This is a genomic window from Sporolactobacillus sp. STSJ-5, from assembly GCF_024385605.1.
Classification (GTDB): Bacteria; Bacillota; Bacilli; order Bacillales; family Sporolactobacillaceae; genus Sporolactobacillus.
In genome coordinates, this window is sequence record NZ_JANFOJ010000026.1 from 1 (window position 1) to 19490 (window position 19490).

Annotated in this window: 19 protein-coding genes; 3 read left to right on the forward strand and 16 right to left on the reverse strand. The window is 41.9% G+C overall.

Features of this window, described 5'->3' with window-relative positions; translation table 11 throughout:
- Nucleotides 1-405: 405 nt before the first annotated feature.
- On the reverse strand, nucleotides 406-1308 hold the full coding sequence (locus NOM01_RS15970; RefSeq protein ID WP_255749561.1) for a LysR family transcriptional regulator: 903 nt from the start codon (nucleotides 1306-1308) through the stop codon (nucleotides 406-408).
- Nucleotides 1309-1439: 131 nt separating this feature from the next.
- Between NOM01_RS15970 and NOM01_RS15975 the strand changes: the two genes are divergently transcribed.
- From NOM01_RS15975 to yidC, 3 genes are all read left to right on the forward strand, one after another.
- Nucleotides 1440-1823 carry a CidA/LrgA family protein gene (locus NOM01_RS15975; RefSeq protein ID WP_255749562.1) on the forward strand — a complete coding sequence of 128 codons (384 nt, stop codon included), beginning with the start codon at nucleotides 1440-1442 and terminating at the stop codon, nucleotides 1821-1823.
- The gene (locus NOM01_RS15980) at nucleotides 1820-2500 is read left to right on the forward strand and encodes an LrgB family protein (protein WP_255749563.1); all 681 of its coding nucleotides are present in this window, start codon (nucleotides 1820-1822) and stop codon (nucleotides 2498-2500) included. The genes NOM01_RS15975 and NOM01_RS15980 overlap by 4 nt, the downstream gene beginning before the upstream one ends.
- 465 nt (nucleotides 2501-2965) lie before the next feature.
- A complete protein-coding gene (gene yidC, locus NOM01_RS15985) occupies nucleotides 2966-3661 on the forward strand; it encodes a membrane protein insertase YidC (protein ID WP_255749564.1) in 696 nt (231 codons plus the stop codon).
- Nucleotides 3662-3717: 56 nt separating this feature from the next.
- Here the strand turns inward: yidC and NOM01_RS15990 are convergent, their stop codons facing one another.
- The 15 genes from NOM01_RS15990 to accC all read right to left on the reverse strand — a co-directional run bounded on the left by NOM01_RS15990 (nucleotide 3718) and on the right by accC (nucleotide 19482).
- Complete coding sequence (locus NOM01_RS15990) at nucleotides 3718-3987, reverse strand: phosphocarrier protein HPr (RefSeq protein ID WP_255749565.1); 270 nt, start codon at nucleotides 3985-3987, stop codon at nucleotides 3718-3720.
- 206 nt (nucleotides 3988-4193) lie between these two features.
- A complete protein-coding gene (locus tag NOM01_RS15995) occupies nucleotides 4194-5063 on the reverse strand; it encodes a GRP family sugar transporter (RefSeq protein ID WP_370646181.1) in 870 nt (289 codons plus the stop codon).
- 396 nt (nucleotides 5064-5459) lie between these two features.
- A complete protein-coding gene (spo0A, locus tag NOM01_RS16000; protein ID WP_255749567.1) occupies nucleotides 5460-6275 on the reverse strand; it encodes a sporulation transcription factor Spo0A in 816 nt (271 codons plus the stop codon).
- A 185-nt stretch (nucleotides 6276-6460) separates the two neighbouring features.
- Nucleotides 6461-7735: a SpoIVB peptidase gene (gene spoIVB, locus NOM01_RS16005; protein WP_255749568.1), complete on the reverse strand. Its 1275-nt coding sequence runs from the start codon at nucleotides 7733-7735 to the stop codon at nucleotides 6461-6463.
- A 129-nt stretch (nucleotides 7736-7864) separates the two neighbouring features.
- Nucleotides 7865-9565, reverse strand: a complete 1701-nt coding sequence (gene recN, locus NOM01_RS16010; RefSeq protein WP_255749569.1) for a DNA repair protein RecN — start codon at nucleotides 9563-9565, stop codon at nucleotides 7865-7867.
- A gap of 134 nt (nucleotides 9566-9699) precedes the next feature.
- On the reverse strand, nucleotides 9700-10530 hold the full coding sequence (locus NOM01_RS16015) for a TlyA family RNA methyltransferase (protein WP_255749570.1): 831 nt from the start codon (nucleotides 10528-10530) through the stop codon (nucleotides 9700-9702).
- A complete protein-coding gene (gene dxs, locus NOM01_RS16020) occupies nucleotides 10527-12443 on the reverse strand; it encodes a 1-deoxy-D-xylulose-5-phosphate synthase (RefSeq protein ID WP_255749571.1) in 1917 nt (638 codons plus the stop codon). The genes NOM01_RS16015 and dxs overlap by 4 nt, the downstream gene beginning before the upstream one ends.
- Before the next feature lie 5 nt (nucleotides 12444-12448).
- Nucleotides 12449-13075, reverse strand: a complete 627-nt coding sequence (locus tag NOM01_RS16025; RefSeq protein WP_255749572.1) for a hypothetical protein — start codon at nucleotides 13073-13075, stop codon at nucleotides 12449-12451.
- 725 nt (nucleotides 13076-13800) lie between these two features.
- Complete coding sequence (locus NOM01_RS16030; protein WP_255749573.1) at nucleotides 13801-14685, reverse strand: polyprenyl synthetase family protein; 885 nt, start codon at nucleotides 14683-14685, stop codon at nucleotides 13801-13803.
- Entirely contained in the window at nucleotides 14682-14936 is a 255-nt protein-coding gene (gene xseB / locus NOM01_RS16035; RefSeq protein WP_255749574.1) for an exodeoxyribonuclease VII small subunit, read from the reverse strand. The genes NOM01_RS16030 and xseB overlap by 4 nt, the downstream gene beginning before the upstream one ends.
- Complete coding sequence (gene xseA, locus NOM01_RS16040) at nucleotides 14929-16284, reverse strand: exodeoxyribonuclease VII large subunit (protein WP_255749575.1); 1356 nt, start codon at nucleotides 16282-16284, stop codon at nucleotides 14929-14931. Before xseA ends, xseB begins: the two co-directional genes overlap by 8 nt.
- The gene (gene folD / locus NOM01_RS16045) at nucleotides 16284-17150 is read right to left on the reverse strand and encodes a bifunctional methylenetetrahydrofolate dehydrogenase/methenyltetrahydrofolate cyclohydrolase FolD (protein ID WP_255749576.1); all 867 of its coding nucleotides are present in this window, start codon (nucleotides 17148-17150) and stop codon (nucleotides 16284-16286) included. Before folD ends, xseA begins: the two co-directional genes overlap by 1 nt.
- Before the next feature lie 20 nt (nucleotides 17151-17170).
- Nucleotides 17171-17575, reverse strand: coding sequence for a transcription antitermination factor NusB (gene nusB / locus NOM01_RS16050; protein WP_255749577.1), 405 nt, complete (start codon nucleotides 17573-17575; stop codon nucleotides 17171-17173).
- 127 nt (nucleotides 17576-17702) lie between these two features.
- A complete protein-coding gene (locus NOM01_RS16055) occupies nucleotides 17703-18110 on the reverse strand; it encodes an Asp23/Gls24 family envelope stress response protein (protein ID WP_255749578.1) in 408 nt (135 codons plus the stop codon).
- A 19-nt stretch (nucleotides 18111-18129) separates the two neighbouring features.
- Nucleotides 18130-19482 (reverse strand): acetyl-CoA carboxylase biotin carboxylase subunit, encoded by a 1353-nt coding sequence (gene accC, locus NOM01_RS16060; RefSeq protein ID WP_255749579.1) that lies wholly within the window; start codon nucleotides 19480-19482, stop codon nucleotides 18130-18132.
- Between the last annotated feature and the right edge of the window lie 8 nt (nucleotides 19483-19490).

A 19490-nucleotide genomic window follows, 5' to 3' on the forward strand; every position in this document is an offset into this window, starting at 1 on the left:
ATTAATACTTATTGTCGTACTTCCAAAGAGTGGAACTTCTGCTAAAGTCGTGCACGTCCTGTACACAACGCAGAAATCACCACATCCTGTGGAAGCTCATAAGATCCATAGCAAAATTGAATTGATTATGGGGTTTAAAACCCTTATATCACGCTTGGCTTTTGTTCAGTTTTCAAGGAACATTCTTAGCCATCTGCTTTTAAGAGACAACTTGAACAGTCTAACATATCGACTGTTTCTTGTCAACACACAATTTCGATGGCTTATAAATAATTATATTGTTTGTCCTATCAAAAGTCAACAAAAAAGCATAACATCGATGGGAACAACTTTTACAATATACCATCGTTGAATCAAACTGTCAACGATTAATTTCAACGTTTTATTCTGAGCACAATCCTTCATTCAATTAATACAATCTAAGGCGGCTCGCGTTTCTGATACCCATGTTCGTGCCGCATAAGATAAATAGTGGTTTTTCTTCCATATCATTGACAGTCGCCAATTAAGCTCAGAATCTTCTATCGGAAGTGTAACGATTGACGCTGTTTCCTGTTCTAATTTTTTAATAATACGCTCTGGCAAAAATGCAATGCCGAATCCTTCAGAAACCATCTTCACAATAAACTCCCACTGTGAACTTTCGAATACAATTTTTGGTTGATAACCAGCTTTATTACAACAATTGATAATCATTCCACGCAAAGCAAAATCTTCTGGAAATAAAATAAAATGTTCATCACGAAGGTCTTCCAGGGCCACTTGGGACCTATTAGCCAGCGGATTCGATGCATTCACGACAAGACGCAAACAGTCATCAAAAAAAACAAATGAGTTAAAAAATTCTTCATTAACAGTTCCAACTGTGACCCCCACTTCTAACAATCCCTCAGTTACACAATCAGCAACCCTTTTAGCACCATATTCTGCAATATGAAGGCTGATCCCAGGAAAATCCTTGCGAAATTGACTGAGAATCGAGGGAAAAAAATGAATTCCGATCATCGGTGGAAGCCCGACTGTCAGTTTTCCTCTTTTAGCATGAGTCAAATCGCTTAATTCGTCAGACAAATGAGCAAAGGATTGAACAATTTGCTGCGCTTGTTCAAAAACAATCTTTCCTGCATCAGTTAATTCAATTTCTTTTCCGGTGCGATCAAGCAACACCATACCAAGTTCATCCTCTATATCTCTTACCATTTTACTAATCGTCGGCTGTGTTACATAAAGGTGATGTGCTGCCTTTGTGAAACTTTTTCTTACAGCTACTTCTAAAAAGTAGTGAAGATGTTTAATATCCGTGGTCACCGCCTCCAAGCTATAGGTGAAAGGAATACAAGTATTCTCGAAATCTATTGTACCTGTAAATTTAACTTTTGTATAATACACTGTGACATAGATCACATTCGTTTGTTCATAAATAAGGAAGTGTCTGTAATTTGTTAAAGCTTTTTCGCGTGGCTCTCCAGGTTTGCTATCTATATTTATTTGCTTTGCTTGGTAACATTTTGGTCAGGTGGTTGCATTTGCCGGTATCCGGCAGTATTATTGGGCTTTTTATCGTTCTTGCCCTACTACACTTCAAAATTTTGAAGTTGTCTGCAATAGAACTCGGAGCTGGTTTTTTAATGTCTGAAATGCTCCTTTTTTTTGTTCCTTCTGCAGTCGCAATTATTCAGTACAAAGATGAAATTCTTCAGCATGGTTCACAGTTTCTGTTTGTGATTTTGTTAAGCACAATTACAGTCATGATTGTCACAGGTCTAGTCGCCCAATTTTCTATTCGCAGGCTGGCAAATAAAAAGGGAGAGATTGAAAAATGATTGCATTCATTTGCATCCTGCTCACGGTTCTTGTTTATCTCTTATCAAAACAATTGTACAAAAAAATCAGATTTGCACTCCTTTCACCATTGCTTATTGCCCCATGCATCCTTTCATCCATGTTGGTTGGGTTTCATATAGATTATTCAGATTATGACAGCGGTGGACGTTGGTTAAGCAATATGCTTCAGCCTGCTGTAGTTGGTTTTGCCATACCGCTCTATAAATTCCGCAAGGTCATGAAAAAATATGCGAAGATCATTGCAATCAGCATGAGCTCAGGTGTTACAATTGCAATACTGAGTTCTGGTGTATTTAGTCATCTCGTAAAATTAAATGACAACTATTTACTTAGTCTGCTGCCTCGTTCGATAACTACGCCGATCGCAATGGCAGTGTCCGTTGATATTGGCGGGATGCCGACGATGACAGCTATCTTTGTCATCGTTACCGGAATTACGGGTTTGATTCTGGGCCCAATGATCATCCGATCTTTGCATATCAGAGAAAAATTGGCAAAGGGATTGCTCTTAGGCATGGGAGCCCATGGTGCCGGCACCTCAAAAGCGCTTGAATTTGGCAGTGAAGAAGGCGCAGCCGCAAGCCTTGCTATGGTGCTTGCAGCAATATTCACTCTTGTATTCGCACCAATCCTAACTCCGTTGATTCTTTTATAAAAAATCCTTATTATTAACATGATCAATGCCCTCCGTCACTTTGTCGGAGGGCATTTTATGCCTATACTTAAGGTTCTACGCGCCAGTCATTCATGGTATGATGTTTTATAGAATCTTTAGAGAGGCAGGTGACCGCTACGCTGGATTTTTGTGCCTATTTATTAAATGATCCAGTGTTCCCCACGCTTCTGATCGCCTTGGAACTCTCATTTTACATCATTCAACACTCATTCCGGACCGAACGCACTCAGTTCAATAAGTACATGCAGAAAGGCGTGCCTTCCGGCGCATGTATGCCAATTGCATTGGTTTTCAGTTCTTTGAATGCGGAAATGAGACATGTTATGTTCTGTCTCGTTCGAACGGTCAGACGCAGAGATTCCAAACAATCAGATTCGAAGGACCACTGTTCCCTCCTAGCATTCAGTTAATTGCTTCTTAAAAATGCTGGGGGGAACCGAATCTATGAATATGCTCATTGAACCTTTTACATTGATGATCCAAAGTACCGCATCTTTTTTTGGAAATAGTTATGGTGTGGCCATTATCGTTCTGACACTCTTGATCCGTTTACTGTTGGCTCCATTAATGATACGGCAATACGTCCGGCAATTTGACGTTAAGCAGAAAATGGACAAGTTGAAACCCGAATTAAACGACATTCAAAAAAGAATGTCAGAAACCAAAGACGCTGCAGAAAAACAAAAAATTCAAATGGAAATGATGGGACTCTATAAAAAGCATAATGTTAACCCGTTTTCAGCGGTCGGATGTCTGCCGATTATTGTGCAGATGCCGATATTGATGGGATTTTATTATGCCATCAGAAGTTCACATGAGATTGCAACGCATCATTTTCTCTGGTTTAGTTTGGGACACACAGATTTAGTACTTACGATTATCGCCGGTGTTGTTTATTTCTTGCAGTTTAAAATCAGTCAAAAAATGATGCCAAACGTTGGCGGTGCTGAGCAGCAATCTTCACTTCAGTGGATTGGATTAATGTCTCCGATCATGATCATATTTGCATCTTTGTCGACATCAGCTGCACTGCCGCTTTATTGGGTTGTAGGCGGGCTCTTTTTAATTGTACAAACCTATTTCTCACACATGTTGCTCCAAAGAATTAAGAAACAAACACCCGCCGTTTCAAAGGCGTAAAAAAAGAAGCGAATTTGAGGAAATCCTCAAATCCGCTTCTTTTTATCTGGTGAGCATTATTTTTCTTTACCAATGCCCTGAGCTGAAATAACATTGCCGATTGCAGCAGATGCTTCGTCAGCGTCTGAGCCGTCCGTAACAATTTTGAATTCTGCACCTTGCATAATGCCAAGAGCCATAACACCCATAATACTCTTCAGGTTGGCTTTCTTGCCATTATATTCGATGTTGATATTCGATTCAAACTTGCTTGCTTCACTTACAAGCACGGTTGCCGGACGTGCGTGAATACCCGTTTCATCAGTGACTACATACGTTTTTTCCATTTTTCTACTCGCTCCATTCATTTGCTTAATATTTGAATTGAACAGGATCCAATAATATATTGACCTGCAATATCTTTAAAGAACCGTTTTCATCTCTTCAGATGACAAGATTCTTCAAAAAGCTTAGTTATATTTTATCATTCATTTCCACTCATGTCATGGCCTAACAGCTAAAAAATTGAAATCAATTTAACTCTCCAAGTGATTTAATTTTTTGTCATTCCTAAAAGAACGCCGCCAAAAATGATCATAGCACATCCTATAAGTAGAAGTACCATCTGATTTCTTGACTTTTTTTCACCGAGAATAAAGATCCCGCCTAATGTAGAAAGCACCGTTCCAATTTGTGACATTGAAAAACTGATGGCGACCCCTTCTAGCTTTGTGGCAATAAGAAGGGCAAGATTGCCTCCGGCCCACATCAATCCTGAAATAATATTAAATGCGGTGTGCCGATTGTGAAGCATTTTCACTTTTTTGCCTGACAGAATGACCGCCCCGATAATCATACCAATTGATTGAGGAAGTATTGCCGACCATCCATCAATCTGAAACGAGCGGAGAATGACGAGATAAGATATATACCCAAGGGTAGATATAACTAGAAACACAAGTCCTTTAAACATTGAATTAATGTACTGCCCTTTGGACCGCCGCTCTCTCGATGTGAGCAAAACACCAATAACAATCAGCATTAATGCAGATATACCTATTATCATTCGAAAAGCGCTATCCCATTCATGGAAAATAAAAATTCCACATAATGCTGCTCCCGCAAGCTGCATTCCAGTAGAAAGTGGCATCGTTTTCGAGACACCGAGAATTTTCATTGCCGCAAACTGATAAAATTGTCCAACAGCCCAAAAAAGTCCTGATAACAGACTCACCGTAATGACCGTAGCATTGAGCTGCGGCGGCATAAAGAAAAAAAGAGCAATTGAAAAAAATAATGCACCGATCGTCATTCCAAACACCTGATGATGCGGTGTTCCTCCCACTTTTGCGCTGACAAGCGGAAGCGTTCCCCAAAGGAGTGCCGGAATAAGCGAAATCATGAGACCTGTCAAATCTTCCACACCTTCCAAAGCTTCACAATGATCAAATGAAAGCAAACGTGTGCCTATTGATCATGTTTGTTTTCAACAGTTGACTTCTATGTACGTCACAAAATGAAAACGGTTAGCAATTTTTTTGACAAAGTAAACTATACCATAAAAATTAATTTCTTGTCTCATTTTCTTTTCAAACAATTTAAGAGTCATTAATTAGCCACACGATTCAGCAAATTAAAATGGTTGCATTTGAATAAAACATTATAATTATCCTCCTTAAGAAATGTCCACGGACTCATACCACACTTTTATTTACATTCACCATCATTAGTTTAAAAACAAAATAAAGCACTCCACTTGTAAATTAAACAAATGAAGTGCTTTACATTGACTTTTAGAATTCTAAAATAATCCTTTACTTCACAAAATCCGCATGGATTCTTCGGCACGGTTTTCGATCCTCAATTTATCGGCGACCATGGCGATGAACTCGCTGTTTGTCGGTTTTGCTTTAGACATAGATACTGTGTAGCCGAACAGCTTTGAAATGGATTCAACATTTCCCCTGCTCCAAGCAACTTCAATTGCATGACGAATCGCTCTTTCAACGCGACTTGGCGTTGTTTTATATTTTTTGGCAATATCAGGATAGAGGACTTTCGTAATTGAGCCCAGAAGCTCGATATCATGGTAAACCATCGAAATGGCTTCGCGAAGATACATATAACCCTTTATATGCGCAGGTACTCCGATTTCGTGAATAATGTCGGTAATGCTGGCATTAAGATCGTGTTTTTTATCTGATGCAGAGGGGCGTTGGAGCGTGCTCGTTTGCGGCGAAAAAACTGGATTGAGTGCTTTTTTCCCGGCAACTTGACGAATATGATTGGCTAGATTCTCCATATCAAATGGCTTAAGGATAAAATAAGATACACCTAAATCTACAGCCTTCTTCGTGACATCTTCTTGACCAAACGCCGTGAGCATAATTATACCTGGTTTCGAAAGTTCAGAATCCGAATGAATACGTTCTAGAACTCCAATTCCGTCAAGATGCGGCATGATAATATCTAATAAAAGGACGTCGGGTGAAATGGTTTTCAGCATTTCAAGACAATCCTGACCATTGCTCGCAGTGCCAATAACTTCAATGTCATCTTGAGTTTTTAAGTATTCAGTAATCAACATAATTAATTCTTGGTTATCGTCAGTTAAGCAAACTTTAATCTTTTGCAACACAAAATCCCCCTTGTCGAATTTCTATATGTATCCTTTTCGACAAGAGGGAAGAGTTTCCTTTTTATTCTTTTTCACTTCAATCTATTTTTTTCTTGCATTTTCTTTCTGAAAGCAGGCTATGCTACTCATTTCGCACTTTTTCAACAAATAATGACAAGCGATTGTCGAATACTTTTTTATGATTAGCTTGCCATCTCTTTACGTATTACTTGATGACCATGATTCACATTTGTTTCGTCAATCATCCATTCGATATGCACACCATAACCGCTTGTCGGATCATTGACAAAAACATGTGTGACAGCGCCGACTAATTTTCCATTTTGAATGATCGGACTCCCGCTCATTCCTTGAATAATACCGCCGGTTGCTTTAAGCAATCTCGGATCGGTAATTTTTATGACTAAACCTTTTGTAGCCGGATGCTTTTGCGGGATTGAATTCAGAATTCGAATGTCAAAAGCTTCGACCTTATTACCGTTAAGGACTGTAAGAATTTTTGCCGGTCCTTCCTTGACTTGTTCTGCCTTTGCAATCGGAAGCGCTGCGTTCATCATTTCCGAACGCATCATGTAATTTTTCTCCATTTTTCCGAAAATGCCAAATGGAGTATTTTTGGAAACGGATCCGATGCTGACCGCATTTTCCGGAAAGAAAGCAATCTTTTCTCCAGGTTTTCCTTCTCTGCCCCGATCAATAGCCTGGACAATCGAGCGGACAATTCGTCCGTCTTTAACCATAATCGGCTGCCCTGTATCCCGATCAGAGATCACGTGTCCAAGCGCGCCATATGAACCGGTATTCGGGTCGTAAAAGGTCATCGTGCCGATTCCTGAGGCGGAGTCTCGAATGAAAAGCCCCATTTGACAGTGACGATTTTGTGCATCCATGATCGGTATCAAATGCTTCTTCACCATCGTTCGTTGGCGAATTAAAGTGACTTGAAGCTGATCCCCGCTTTTAGCAGCCCTCATCAGCCGACGCACATCTGTGATGGACTGCATTGATTTACCATTTATTTTTGTAATGACATCACCGACTCGAATGCCTGCTGATTCTCCAGGAGACTCCTCACCGCCTGTTGTTGTAACAAGATGATAACCGACAACAAGCACTCCCTTGGTGCTGAGCTGTACGCCTATAGACTGCCCGCCTGGTATCAACCGTATGTCTTTATCAGATACATTGGCGGGCAATGCCGTATGGTTCGATACGGCAATCGCATTTCTCATTTCCTTAGATCTACGAATAGCACGAACTTTTTTCTTTTTGACCAGCATCGTGATCGGCGATCCACTTGTCAGTTGAGTATCCGACTGAAAGTGCTCAGAATTTATTGATCCTGCACTCTGCCATGCATGGAAAACAAATTGCTCTGTTTTGACACCTGAACTAATGATTAAACAACTGAGCAGAATAATCGCGATCACAATGCCCATTTTTTTCCTATTTGTCATAACTCACTCTCCTCGCTCCGAACCCGCACCTTGTTTTGTGCATTTATTAAAGTTGCCTGAGCAAAGAAGAATTATGAGCTATCCGACAAAACGATTAATTCCAGTAAAGGATGAGTATCCCAACCTTTTTTATTGCTTGACCTTATCCGCCATCCGAATCAATTCTTGGGCATGTTGGCGAGAAAGGTCAGTCATCTCCGGTCCTGAAATCATCCTGCTGATTTCACGAACCTTATCCGTGTCACTCAGCTTTTTCACATGAGTACCGGTCCGATGATCTTTGGTCATATATTTTTCAATCAGAACATGACGATCTGCCATCGCCGCCACCTGCGGCAAATGAGTGATACAGAAAACTTGTGCATTCTGGGCCAAGCTGCTGATCTTTTCAGCCATTGCTTGTGCAGCCTTTCCGCTGACGCCTGTATCGACTTCATCAAATATTATGGTAACCGAGCCGATAATTTTCTTGAATACGGTTTTAAGTGCCAGCATAATTCGGGATAATTCACCGCCAGAAGCAATTTTTGCCAACGGCTTGAACGGTTCTCCCGGATTGGTTGTTATATAAAAAGAAACCTGATCAATTCCGTTCACATCAAATCCTGCAAAAGACTCAAGACTGTTGTTCATCTTAATATGGATTTCAATTAATGCGTGCTCCATGCACAAGTCTTTAAATTCGCGGTTAACAGCCTGAGCAAGTCTTCCGCTCGTTTTTTTTCTTGCTGTCGATAATTGCACTGCCTTTTCTCTAAGCGAGCTTAGAGCGGCTTTCAACTCTTCATTCAGCGCATCAAAATTTTGATCTCGTGAATTTAGTTCGTTAAGTTCTTTTTTTATTTGTTCAAAATAACTCAAAATCTCTTCAACGGTGTTGCCATACTTTCTTTTTAAAAAATGAATTTCATTCAATCGCGTCTCGATCTCATCCAGACGTTTCGGATTGTATTCCATTTGTTCTAAATATGATCGGATCGTTGAGGTCTGTTCTTCCAAAAGATAATAGCAATTGGATACCGATTCGGAAAAATGAGCAAGCTCCGGATCCAAGTCCCGAATTGAATCCAAACTGCCCGAAGCAAGTCGAAGCATATCCAATCCGGCATTTTCTCCGCCTAACGCCTGATAGCTTACTTCTAATGCGTGGAACACCTTTTCGAAATTCATTAATTTTCTTTTTTCTTCAAGAATTCGTTCTTCTTCACCGGATTTTAACTCTGCCGATTGGATTTCGCCGATTTGATATTGAAGCAGATCGATTCTCTGAGCAATTTCTTTCTCGTCACGATTGTATTTACTGCACTCTTCCGCAAGTTTTGCAACATGTTTATAGTCATCAGAATAAGCATGCTTAAGTTTAGAGATTACTGCGCCACCATATTGATCAACAAAGCTAATATGATTGGAGACATCCAAAAGCCGCTGATGCTCATGCTGACCATGAATATCAACGAGTCGTTCCCCAAATTGCTGAAGAATGGATAAGGTGACCAGCTTGCCATTTATTCGGCAGACGCTTTTTCCCGTTCGAGAAATTTCTCTTCTTATAATGAGCTGCCCGTCTGTCTGATCCATTCCTAATTGATCAAGCAAGTGTGAAACAGCTTCCTGACCCTCTATATCAAACAACGCCTCAAGTTCTGCTTTTTGCGTACCATGCCGCACATATTCTGCTGACCCGCGTCCGCCTGCAAGTAATGCAATGGCGTCAATAATAATCGACTTTCCGGCACCTGTTTCTCCGGTAAACACTGTCAATCCATTATCGAACGACACATTAAGTTTGTCTATAATTGCAAAATTTATGATTTGAAGTTCTGCTAACATCAAGGATTCACCCCTCTGATTCGAACACTCGTTCTCACATCTATTGTCTCTTGTTCAACTCAAACCGTCAATATATTAGCGTAAAATTTTGGAGATCATATAAAAAAGATAACAAAGCATACCCATTATCAGGTTTATGCCTTATTATCTTTGTGGTTAAAATTCTGGTGAGCCAAGCGGACAACTTCCTCGGGCGATTCCTGCAGCAAATTGACAGCTTGCCCTTTATTCGAGCGGAGATGGGCCAAAAATTCTATATTTCCATCTCCTCCTGTAATTGGCGAATAACTGAGGTCAAGCAGTGAAAAGCCGCAATCGAGTGCGAATTGAAGGATCTCATTCACAACCGATAAATGCACTTTCGGATCATGGACAATCCCTTTTTTTCCAACCTCATCTCTCCCCGCCTCAAATTGCGGTTTGATCAGTGCAACGACTTCTCCATTTTGCTTCAAAATATCGACTAATGGAGGCAGAATTTTTTTCAACGAGATAAATGATACATCAATCGATGCGAATTCCGGAAGACCTTCTTGAAAATTTTCAGGAGTGCAATAACGAAAATTTGTTTTTTCCATAACAATAACACGCGGATCACTGCGTAATTTCCAAGCTAATTGATTATATCCGACATCAAGTGCATAGACTTTTTTTGCACCATTTTGGAGTGCACAGTCTGTGAAACCGCCTGTTGATGCCCCGATGTCGAGCATTAGAACTCCATTGAGATCCAAATCAAACACCTTAAGCGCTTTTTCAAGTTTCAGTCCGCCGCGCCCAACATATGGAAGCGGATTACCTTTAATGTTTAACTCAAGTGTACTGTCAACTTTGCTGCCCGGTTTATCAATTCGCAAATCGCCGTGATAAACCATGCCTGCCATAACTGCTCGTTGTGCCTTCTCCCGCGATTCAAACAATCCTTTTTTAACAAGAAGGACGTCGATCCGTTCCCGATCTTTCATGAAGTAATGACCTTCCTAATTCTATTTGTTCTCGTCTGATCCTTTATTATTTGTTTCACTCGAATGCTGATCTGCTCACTGGTTAACCCTAGTTCGTGTAATAATTCGTTAACGCTGCCATGCTCAACAAAACAATCATCAATGCCCATTCGTTCAATGACTAAATCGTAAAAGCCTTGATCATGGAAATATTCCAATATGCTTGAACCGAATCCTCCGGCAAGTATGCCTTCCTCAACAGTTAAAATCGGTCCGCCATTCTCAGCAAGCTCAGACAGTATCTGAGTGTCAAGCGGCTTTATAAACCGCGCATTTACAACTTGTACTTGAATACCATCCGCCTCAAGCTGCTTAGCTGCAGTTAATGCCGTCTGCAGCATCGGTCCGAACGCCAGCACTGTTGCGTCGCACCCGTTGCGCATTATTTCCCAAGTACCAATTGGAATCTCATGTAAAGGTTCGTTCATCGCGACCCCAATACCGTTTCCTCGTGGGTAACGAAGAGCAATTGGCCCTTGATTATAGTTCATTGCCGTGTAAACCATGTTTCTCAGTTCATTCTCATCCTTGCCCATCATAATGGTTAAATTAGGCAAGCTGCGCAAAAAGCCGATATCAAAAATACCTTGATGCGTTTCTCCATCAGCGCCGACCAAGCCGGCACGATCCACAGCAATCACAACATTCAAGTCTTGCCTGCAAATATCATGTAAAATCTGATCATAGGCACGTTGCATAAATGTTGAGTAGATAGCTAATACAGGTTTCATTTTCTGTGTTGCTAAGCCGGCAGCAAAAGTTGCCGCATGCTGCTCGGCGATGCCTACATCAAACAACCGATCAGGGAATTCTTTACCAAAGCCCTCAAGTTTCGAGCCGACAACCATAGCGGGAGAAATAACAACAATTCGTTCATCTGCACGGGCAAGCTCCTGCAAGGTGTCATTGACGACCTTGCTGTACGCCGGAGCTGCCGCAATCGGTTTGATAAATGCTCCCGATTCTATTTTATATGGGCCGGTCCCATGCCATGTGCCGATTTCGTCTAATTCTGCAGGCTTGTAGCCTTTGCCCTTTTGGGTCAAAACATGAATAATGACCGGACCTTTTTTCTTTCTTGCATAGTTGAAACTATCCATGAGTGCATTCAAATTATGTCCGTCAACCGGACCGAGATAAGTAATCCCCAATTCTTCAAAGAACACTCCGGATACGAGCAAATATTTCAGCCGATCTTTTAAACGCTCAGCAACAGAAGCAATCTTGCCGCCAAACGCGGGAATCTTCTTCATAAGATACTCAAGATCTTCTTTCGCCTTATTATATTTATTCGCCGAGCGAATCCGATTCAGCATGTTATGAAGTGCACCGACATTAGGTGCTATCGACATCTCATTATCGTTCAGAATAATGATCATATTCCTGTTCTGATGTCCAATATCGTTCAGCGCCTCAAGCGCCATCCCGCCTGTTAATGCACCGTCGCCAATAACTGCAACAACTTCAAAGTTTTCGTGTTTCAGGTCGCGCGCAACCGCCATGCCAAGTGCAGCAGAAAGAGACGTCGAACTATGTCCTGCTTCCCAAACATCATGCTCACTCTCACTGCGTTTTGGAAATCCGCACAGACCTTTATATTGTCTTAGCGAGTCAAAACGGTCTCCTCTTCCTGTTAAGATCTTATGCACATAGGATTGGTGGCCGACGTCCCAAACTAATTTATCTTTTGGACTGTTAAATACTTTATGAAGTGCAAGCGTTAACTCAACCACGCCAAGATTCGGCGCAAGATGTCCTCCGGTTTTTGACAGCTTTTTGATAAGAAAAGAGCGAATATCGCCGGCGAGATCGTTCATCTGATTGACGGACATTTTTTTAAGAAGTTTTGGATTCTTAATTTTTGAAACATCCATGAATGTCACACATCCTTTTTTGCCGATTTTCTCTTCTTGCTCTTTTTTTTCTTCGTATCAAGAATCATAAGTATCGGAATATGCAGATGATCTTCAGCAAAATACATGACATATCCGACTTTATAAATGATTTTCGTTGAATTTTTAATTGCAAATCCCTTGCCCAGTGCCTTCACAAAAACAGTCAGAGCTGCGACACAACTTGTCACGATCACGGATATGACATATTCAACAACCCCGCTTTTATTGTAAACGAGCAGCGCCATCATTTCTACTACAACGACTGACGCAGCTGTACCGCTGATTATTGCACTTGCATCGCCAATAACATCGGTGCAAAATGTATTAACACGGTCAGCATTTTTTGTCAGCCAAACCGAATATTTTGCACCTTTCATCCCCTTTGATGCTATTGCATGAAAAGGTGCTTCGCTGGAAGCTGTAGAAGCAACACCGATTATATCAAAAAAGAGAGCAATAAGAATAATGACAAGAACGACAATAGTTCCACTAATTACGTTGGCATTACTGAGTACCGCAGTTGATACAATTGAAAAAATAGCCGCTAGCACAAACGTGATAACAGCTAAAGGCACCGCCCATTTTAATGCTTTTTTAAGCTCGTTTTTCATGAGTATTCCATCCTCATTCAATCGATCGCAGAACGGACGTTTCACATCCTTAAAAAATATCTTATTTCTATTTGGTCTGAATTATGTAGCGAGGTCATTTGAAAAGTAAACATTGCGGCTTAGGTCCAGTAGGTTTTCCCGCCGAGTTACCTGTTGTTGCCAAGCAGGCAGTTTCCTATTAAAACTCGGCCGATGTCGTCGCCGCGCACCGAACTGGAACGCCACTCAGACCGCACTATAATCCTTTTCAAATGCTGCAGATTTGCAGACAGTCTAGGAGATTTCCTCAAGCACTCTTGAAACTTTACTCTAGCCTCTTTTGCAGAATTGATTTCAGGAAGGCGCCCCTTCTCGTACCGGCCAAGTAGTTCAAAGTTATGCGCCGACCATCCCCTCTTTCCCACTCAAGGCAGGCTACGCTGTTCGCTTTACGAAACAGGTTTTCCACATAGTCATTGCCATTTCAAGCAAACAACGTACGTGTCTCCACGGGCGCAGGGTCTTCGCCCACATGCCGTTGCGGATCGCCCTACGCCCTTTACTCCCAGCACGAGCCCAAAGCTGGGCGCCTTAAGCCGGTACCAGGAACTTCATCGATGTGCCCTTTGACGGATTTTTAGCCCCGTCTTCAAGTAAAGTAGAGTGACTAGAATACTGCACCATCAATTTATTACGCTTAAGTTTATCATAAATTCGACATTGGCTCAAACATTGTCGTATTGATGTCAATAGGTACGATGAAGCAAATAGCTTGCAAGATCGGAAAGCAAACCATTCTTGAGCTCTATTTCTCTTAATTCAGCAAGTGAAGCATTTACTTCATGCTCGAGCTTTTCCTTAGCACCATTCATACCGAGAAGGCTGACATATGTGTTTTTATGGTTGGCGACATCACTGCCAATCGGCTTCCCAAGCGCTTTTTCATCACCAATAATATCAAGAATGTCATCGCCGATCTGAAAGGCGAGTCCAAGGTGTTCCGAATAGCGGATGAGTGCCTGTTTTTCCGATTCGTTAACTTTTGCAATCACAGCTGCGGCTTCTACCGGAAAACGTATGAGTTGTCCTGTTTTTCTTCTGTGAATGGACATGAGTTCATTTAGATTAAGCTTTTTATCCTCTGCTTCGAGATCGTCTTCCTGACCGCCAACCATTCCTTCAGGTCCGGCAGCCTTTGCAAGCAGATAAACAAGCATATTTTTTGTCTTTTCATCAATAATTTGATCGTTTGCGATCAATTGAAAGGCTGCGGTTAATAAACCGTCACCGGCTAAAATGGCTGTCCCTTCACCAAAAGCGCAATGATTTGTCGGCTTCCCGCGCCGCAGATCATCATCATCCATTGCCGGGAGATCATCATGAATTAATGAATAGGTATGTATCATTTCCAAACCAAGTGCAGTACTTAAGCCAGTCTCTTCTGCTTTTCCCAATGAATGCAAGGTAGCAAAGAGCAATATTGGACGAATTCTTTTTCCCCCTGCTCCTAATGAATAGAGCATCGATTGTTCCAATTTCGGAGTAATGACCGCATTTTGAAAAAGCATGGGAAGCTGTGCTTCAAACCATGCCTTTTTATCCGCCATATAAGTCTTCAGCAACTTAGTCATTGTTCGTCATCTCCCTGGACCGAGAATGGTTTTGTTTCGCCATTCGGTCCTATGAGCTGATCCATCTTTTTTTCGACCGTTTCAAGCTTATCATGACACAGCTTTGAAAGTGCCATACCTTCTTGAAAAAGCCCGATCGCCTTTTCAAGAGGCACATCATTTTCTTCCAATTGCTTCACAATTTGTTCCAGTTGGTCCATTGCTTCCTCAAATACAGGTTCTTTTTGATTGATATTCATTGAATCACACATGTTCATCCGCCTCCTCAATACCCCAAACCTGGCAGTCTATTTTTCCATCGTGCAGCTTAAGATTAAACATATCGCCAGGTGCAACCTCACGCACCGACTTGATTAATTGCTCTTTTTCATTAAAGGCAAGTCCATAACCTCGGCTCATGATCTTAAGCGGGCTTAAACCATTCAGGTGAGTAACGAGCTTATCAAAACGAGCTTCCCGCTCTTTACAAAAGATCTTAAGAGCCCGTATTAATTGCTGTTGCTGATCAGCTAAGGAACGTTTTGCTCTCGTGACTAGCTGCTGCGGTCCGCTCTGACCTAATAAGCGGTCAATCATCGCAATCCGTTCGCGTTTTCGAAGAAGCTGCGCATTTGCCGCATTATTCAACCGTTCAACCAGTCTGTCGCACTCTTGCTCCTTTTGCAGAATAAGCTGTCCCGGATAGCGAAATGCGTATGACTGCTGCATACGATGCAGACGCAGCTTTTCTTCACGAAGCTTGCCGGTTATCGCCTGCACTAATCGTGTAGACGATTGATCGATTCTCCGCTCCAAATCAACGCGATTCGGAACCGCAAATTCACCTGCTGCCGTAGGTGTAGGTGCACGTTTATCAGCGACAAAGTCAGCAATGGTAAAATCCGTTTCATGCCCGACTGCAGAAATGATCGGAATCCGCGATTTGAAAATTGCTTCGGCAACGATCTCCTCATTGAATGCCCACAGATCTTCAATTGATCCGCCGCCGCGGCCGACAATCAGTACATCAAGATCAAGCATTTGATTTGCCTGATTAATAGCCGACGCTATTGAAGGAGCAGCTTCTGCGCCTTGAACGAGTACAGGAAATACGGTAATCCTTGCTGCGGGAAACCTTCGCTTAATCGTTGTGAATAAATCACGAATAGCAGCTCCGGTCGTTGAGGTAATAATGCCCACTTCATATGGAACTTCAGGGATGAGCTTCTTTAATGAAGGATCGAACATCCCATTCTCCTGAAGCTTTTTTTTCAACGCCTCATAGGCAAGATAAAGCTTGCCCAATCCGTCTTGCTCCATATCGCGAATATAAATTTGATATTCCCCATAAGGTTCGTAAAGAGCAACAGAACCTTGAATGAGAACCTTCATGCCGTCTTGCGGTTCAAAGGTTAGTTGACGCGCATTACCTGCAAACATGACTGCGCGTATTCTTGAATTCTTGTCTTTAATTGTTAAATAAAGATGACCCCGAGAGTGTCGTTTAAAATTTGATATCTCACCGCGCAACCAAATATTTTGCAGATTTCCATCGGTCTCCATTAATTGTTTTATATATCGAGTCAGCTTGGTAACGCTAATATATCGATCATTTTCCATTATTGCTTACCCGCCTTTTCATGTTGACGCATTGCAGCAATTAATGTATTTTCGAGGAGCATCACTCGGGTCATCGGTCCGACACCGCCGGGAACCGGTGTGATGTAACCTGCTTTTTCCTTTACTTCTTCGAATGCTACGTCACCGACAAGCCTTCCGGAAGCACTGCGATTCATACCGACATCAATAACAATTGCACCCGGCTTAATATCATTTGCGTGAATAAGTGCTTCGCTTCCCGCTGCGGCAACCAAGATGTCTGCCTGCTTCGTATACTTTGAAAGAGGCTTTGTCTTTGAATGACAAACCGTAACCGTTGCATCAAGATTTAGGAAAAGAAGAGCGGCAGGCTTCCCGACTATATTGCTTCGACCGACAATAACGACATGTTTCCCGGATATCGGCACATCAATTGCTTTTAGCATTTCAATAATTCCAGCTGGTGTACATGAAACAAAGCCTTCCTGTTTCGTCACCAGTCTGCCGACATTGATCGGATGAAAACCGTCAACATCTTTTTCAGGACTGATCGCTTGAATGACTTTTTGCTCGGAAATATGATCAGGAAGCGGCAATTGGACTAAAAGTCCATGTATCTTGTCATTCGCATTAAGTATTTCTATCTGCTCAAGCACTTGCTTTTCCGATACCGTTACGTCAAATTGAATTAATTCAGAATAAATGCCAACCTCTTTGCAGTCGCGAATTTTGCCTTTAACATAGGAAATGGATGCAGGGTCTTCTCCTACAAGAATAACAGCTAGTCCGGGGACATATCCTTGTTGTTTCATCGACTCAATTTGAGATTTCATCGCTTGTCTTTTTTTAGTAGCGATCAATTTCCCATCAATTCGTTGTGCACCCATCAGTCAACCATCCTTTTGCATTATAGACTTTTCGTTTCAATTTCCTTGGAAATACCTGATAAAACGCCGTTCACGAACTTTCTTGTTTGTTCATCGCTATAAATTTTGCATAACTCAATCGCTTCATTTACGGAGACGGTGATCGGTATATCATCAAAATAGAGAATTTCGCATACCGCAATTCGTAAAATTGTTTTATCGATATTCCCTATGCGATCCAGTGACCAGTTTTGCAAATGTTTGCTGATCAGTTGGTCTATATCCTCTTCATTTTTCAAGGTTTGATCCAATAAACGATCGACAAATGAATCAATTGGTTTTCCGCTGTCATTGACAGCTTCGAGCGCCATCGCTCGATCCGTCTTACTGAGCGTCATCTGGAATAAGGCCTGGAGCGCCATTTTACGTGCTTCTCTTCGGTTCATTACTGACTTCCTTTCAATTTCATACTCTCATTAATATTAACTTAACAAAACATATTATGTTGTCGCTGATTCCATTCGTTCACAAGACATGTAAAGAAGCAAAGGGAAAGCTTCTACCCTTTGCTTCTTAATCAATCTCGGAACCGGTCTTTTCTTTGTGGTCAAAACGGACACCCACAACATGAATGTTAATTTCGTGAACATCAAGTGCAGTCATCCGTTTCAGCGTCTGTACGATGTTGTCCTGTACCTTCTCAGCAACATCAGGAATGGAGACACCGTAGTTCATCGTCAATTGAACATCAATAGTTATGCCGTCATCGGTCAAGTCGACTTTAACGCCTTTTCGATAATTGCGTCCGCTCAGTTTCTCGACCATTCCTGAAGCAAAATTACCATGTAAATCACTGACACCGACTATTTCAACAGCGGCAAGACTTGCAATGACCTCAATGACCTCAGGAGAAATCTCGATTCTGCCTAGATCCTCTTGTTGTTCCTCAACTTCTATTGTGCGATTTTCGTTTTCGGGCATGAATGTCACACCTCCATAATTAGCTTTGTTCGTTAAGCGGGTACTTTTTCAAAAATTTAGTATTGAAGGCTCCACTTTCAAAAACCGGATGCTGCAACAATTGCAGATGGAAGGGAATCGTTGTTTTAATTCCTTCAATCACATATTCTCCAAGTGCACGTCGCATAATTGCGATTGCATCCTCTCTTGTCTTTCCATACGCAATGACCTTCGATACCATTGAATCATAATATGGCGGAATGAAATAGCCTTGATATACTGCTGAGTCCACGCGCACTCCGGGTCCTCCGGGAGCAAGGTAGGTTTCCACGCGTCCGCAAGACGGCATGAAATTCTTTTCAGAGTCTTCAGCGTTGATACGGCATTCAATTGCGTGACCATTCAGGTGAATATCATCTTGTTTTACCGATAAGGGTTCACCTGAAGCAATCCGAATTTGTTCCTTCACAAGATCCAAACCAGTTACCGCTTCCGTGACGCCATGCTCCACCTGTATTCTCGTATTCATTTCCATGAAGTAAAAAGAGCCGTTTGGTTCATAAATAAATTCAATCGTACCGGCACTACGGTAGTGAACGGCACGAGCAGCACGAACAGCAGCCATTCCCATCTCCTGCCGTTTGGCTTCATTAAGTGCGGGTGACGGTGATTCCTCCAGCAATTTTTGCAGACGCCTTTGGATGGTACAATCACGTTCGCCCAAATGGATTACATTCCCCTGGGTGTCAGCAAGTACCTGGATTTCCACATGACGAAAATCCTCAATATATTTTTCAATATAAACTCCTGAGTTGCCGAAGGAAGTGTCCGCTTCTTGCTGTGTAATGGTAATGCCATGCCGTAATTCTTTTTCATTCTGGGCGACACGGATACCTTTTCCACCGCCGCCGGCTGTTGCTTTAATCAGGACCGGATAACCAATATCATTGGCGATCTTCACTCCGTCCTCAACGCTGCTGATAACCCCATTTGAACCTGGAACAACAGGTACCCCGGCATTTTTCATGGTTTGTTTGGCAATATCCTTGATGCCCATTTTACTGATTGCTTCAGAGGAAGGGCCAATGAACAAAAGGTTGCACTCCTCGCACATCTCAGCAAAGTCAGCATTTTCGGAAAGAAAGCCATAGCCGGGATGAACAGCGTCGCAGCCTGTCAGCATCGCAACACTGATCATGTTCGTATAGCTCAGATAACTGTCCTTAGGCGCATTCGGTCCGATGCAATAGGCTTCGTCAGCCAACTGGACATGAAGTGCCTCCTTATCGGCTTGCGAATAAATTGCGACCGTTTCTACGTTTAATTCTTTACATGCGCGGATAATTCTAACCGCGATCTCTCCTCTATTGGCAACTAAAACTTTTTTTATCATGAATAATA

What these genes read in the sequence shown, in the direction of transcription:
- NOM01_RS16030 (WP_255749573.1), bottom strand. Translation starts at nt 14,685, where the DNA reads ATGACTAAGTTGCTGAAGACTTATATGGCGGATAAAAAGGCATGGTTT.
- accC (WP_255749579.1), bottom strand. Translation starts at nt 19,482, where the DNA reads ATGATAAAAAAAGTTTTAGTTGCCAATAGAGGAGAGATCGCGGTTAGA.
- NOM01_RS15990 (WP_255749565.1), bottom strand. Translation starts at nt 3,987, where the DNA reads ATGGAAAAAACGTATGTAGTCACTGATGAAACGGGTATTCACGCACGT.
- spoIVB (WP_255749568.1), bottom strand. Translation starts at nt 7,735, where the DNA reads ATGACAAATAGGAAAAAAATGGGCATTGTGATCGCGATTATTCTGCTC.
- NOM01_RS16025 (WP_255749572.1), bottom strand. Translation starts at nt 13,075, where the DNA reads ATGAAAAACGAGCTTAAAAAAGCATTAAAATGGGCGGTGCCTTTAGCT.
- nusB (WP_255749577.1), bottom strand. Translation starts at nt 17,575, where the DNA reads ATGAACCGAAGAGAAGCACGTAAAATGGCGCTCCAGGCCTTATTCCAG.
- recN (WP_255749569.1), bottom strand. Translation starts at nt 9,565, where the DNA reads ATGTTAGCAGAACTTCAAATCATAAATTTTGCAATTATAGACAAACTT.
- dxs (WP_255749571.1), bottom strand. Translation starts at nt 12,443, where the DNA reads ATGGATGTTTCAAAAATTAAGAATCCAAAACTTCTTAAAAAAATGTCC.
- NOM01_RS16015 (WP_255749570.1), bottom strand. Translation starts at nt 10,530, where the DNA reads ATGAAAGATCGGGAACGGATCGACGTCCTTCTTGTTAAAAAAGGATTG.
- xseB (WP_255749574.1), bottom strand. Translation starts at nt 14,936, where the DNA reads ATGTGTGATTCAATGAATATCAATCAAAAAGAACCTGTATTTGAGGAA.
- folD (WP_255749576.1), bottom strand. Translation starts at nt 17,150, where the DNA reads ATGGGTGCACAACGAATTGATGGGAAATTGATCGCTACTAAAAAAAGA.
- yidC (WP_255749564.1), top strand. Translation starts at nt 2,966, where the DNA reads ATGAATATGCTCATTGAACCTTTTACATTGATGATCCAAAGTACCGCA.
- NOM01_RS15980 (WP_255749563.1), top strand. Translation starts at nt 1,820, where the DNA reads ATGATTGCATTCATTTGCATCCTGCTCACGGTTCTTGTTTATCTCTTA.
- xseA (WP_255749575.1), bottom strand. Translation starts at nt 16,284, where the DNA reads ATGGAAAATGATCGATATATTAGCGTTACCAAGCTGACTCGATATATA.
- NOM01_RS16055 (WP_255749578.1), bottom strand. Translation starts at nt 18,110, where the DNA reads ATGCCCGAAAACGAAAATCGCACAATAGAAGTTGAGGAACAACAAGAG.